The organism is Nguyenibacter vanlangensis (assembly GCF_013376155.1).
GTDB lineage: Bacteria > Pseudomonadota > Alphaproteobacteria > Acetobacterales > Acetobacteraceae > Gluconacetobacter > Gluconacetobacter vanlangensis.
Map to the genome: position 1 here is coordinate 1 of NZ_JABXXP010000436.1, position 2,440 is coordinate 2,440.

Annotated in this window: 1 protein-coding gene; it reads left to right on the forward strand. The window is 63.0% G+C overall.

Translation table 11 applies throughout. The features are described 5' to 3' along the window. Positions 1-2,305: TonB-dependent receptor (locus tag HUK84_RS14970; RefSeq protein WP_176640996.1), on the forward strand; the 2,305-nt coding region annotated here is incomplete at its 5' end. Between the last annotated feature and the right edge of the window lie 135 nt (positions 2,306-2,440).

Genomic DNA, 2,440 nt, shown 5'->3' on the forward strand with positions numbered 1-2,440 from the left:
CAGCGTGCTCGGCCCCTCGGTCCCGCAGACCGAGGAAATCTCGGTTTCGGCCGGCGGGCGCCATGCCGACGGGACCACCAACACCACGCCGGGCGGCGGCCTGATGCCGGTGCAGACCGCGCCGCGATCGCAGAGCGGCGTGACGCGCGACTGGATCGCCAAGCAGCCGCAGACGGGCAATATTTCGTCGATGATCGCCAACCTGCCCGGCGTGGTCTATGCCAGCCAGAGCCCGCTGGGGACGGCGGGCGACCACATCACGATGCGCGGCATGAACGAGAGCCAGATCGGCTATCTGTTCGAAGGCGCGCCGCTGGCCGACCCGATCAATTACGAACCCTACACCTCGATGCTGGTGGATACGGAAAATCTCGGCTCGGTCACCGTCTCGCAGGGGGCGCCGGACCTGAATGCGCCGCTGTTCAATGCTGTCGGCGGCCAGATTTCGGCCACCGAGATGAATCCCAGTCACAAATATGGCGGTTTTCTCAGCCTGATGGGCGGCACGCACAGCGCGAACAAGGAATTCCTTCGCCTGGATACGGGCGATATCGGCAATACCGGCATTCGCGGCTTCGCCTCTTTCTCGTATCTGTCGAACAATAACTGGCGCGGGCCGGGCGGCCTGACCCGCTATCACGTCGATTCGAAATTCGTGAAGGAATGGGGCGACGGCAATTCGATCACCGCCATCTTCGGCTTCAACCGGCAGGAGCAGACCAGTTGGCGCGAACCGACCGCCGCGCAGTGGCGGCAATACGGGACCAGTTTCAACTACACGCCGACCTATTATCCCGGAAATTCAACTTATTATAAGCTGAATTTCGGCGATCTGAACTCGCTCGACGTCATCGTGCCCATGCATTTCACGCTGGCGCACGACCTGACGCTGAACGTGACGCCCTATTTCGTGCACCAGAACGGGCCCTCGGTGGGCGGCGAGAATATTCCCGCCTCGGGCGGTTATTACGGCACGATGCAATATGGTGACCTGAACCAGCCTTATTCCTACGTCGACGCGTCCGGACAGCGGATGCTGACGACGGCCGGGGTGGATCCGTGGAACCAGAAGACGGGCGCGATCAACACGTCGATCGACTGGACGACGGGCATCAATACGCTGTCGTTCGGATACTGGTACTCCTACACCATGCATGAAGAGCTTTCGACCTTCTCGGTGGTCGATCCGTCCGGCAGGGCGGCGAACGCCTATGGCCGCTATCCGATCACCCTGGCGGACGGCAGCATACTCAGCGGCTACAACCTCAATTTCATGCAGCAGGTCAACGCGCTCTACCTGGCCGACACGCTGCGGCTGCTGAACGACCGGCTGGTGCTCAGCGCCGGTTTCCGCGCGGCGATGGTCTACCGACAGGGCACCAACGACGTGCCGGGCGCGGCGCCCTACAAGACGACCGGCAATTATTTCGAACCCCTGCCGCAATTCGCCGCCAGCTACCAGGTCACGCCGCACGACCAGATCTACCTGAACGGCACGACCGCCTTCCGCGCGCCGGAATCGGTCGAAGCCTACAGCCAGATCTTCGATCCGAACGCCTCTCACGCCGTCGAACAGCCGGGCAGCCTGAAGTCGGAATACACGATCGCCGAGGAGATCGGCTATCGTCATGCCGATGGCCTGGTCAATTTCCAGATGTCGTTCTTCAACATCAACCTGACCAATCATCAGATCACGTCCAGCGCCTATATTCCCAACACCAACATGCTGATTTCCGAACCGATCAATGTCGGCGGTCAGACGTCGCGCGGTGTGCAGGGCGAAATCGGCCTGAAGCCCTGGCATCACGTCAGCCCCTATGTGTCGGCGCAGTACCTGCATTCGACGATGGACAACAACGTGCCGGTGTCTGCCACGAACGCGGCAGGGCAGTCGGTGATCGACTATCTGCCGACGGCGGGCAAGACGACCGTCGGGGCGCCGAAGGTCACGGCGGCGGTCGGGCTGGCCTATGACGACAACCGGCGGTTCTTCGGCAATTTCGATCTGCGTTATGTCGGGTCGCAATATTCGACCTTCATGAACGACCAGAGCATCCCGGGCTATGTCGTGTCGGACATCACGCTGGGCTACCGCTTTCCGCGCGTCGGGCGCCTGAAAGGTCCCAAGGTGCAGCTCAACCTGGTCAATATCGGCAATAATCTCTACCGGTCGGCGCCGGGGAGCTACGCCGCGACGGCCAGGACGCAGAAGGGCCTCTTCGGCAGCAGCGTCGCCGCTGGCTCGCCGGTCTATCTCACCGGCGGCAATTTCGCCGCGCTCGTGACGCTCTCGACCGGGTTCTGACGGCCGCGCGACGCGTCGCCGCTGGCCGTTCGTCCGTCAGCCCCGCTCCGGCCGGAACGGATCGGGGTCGTAGCCGACCCCGGTCAGGTACAGCCCGTCGGGCGGCGCGGTCGGTCCCGCGGCACGTCGGTCGCG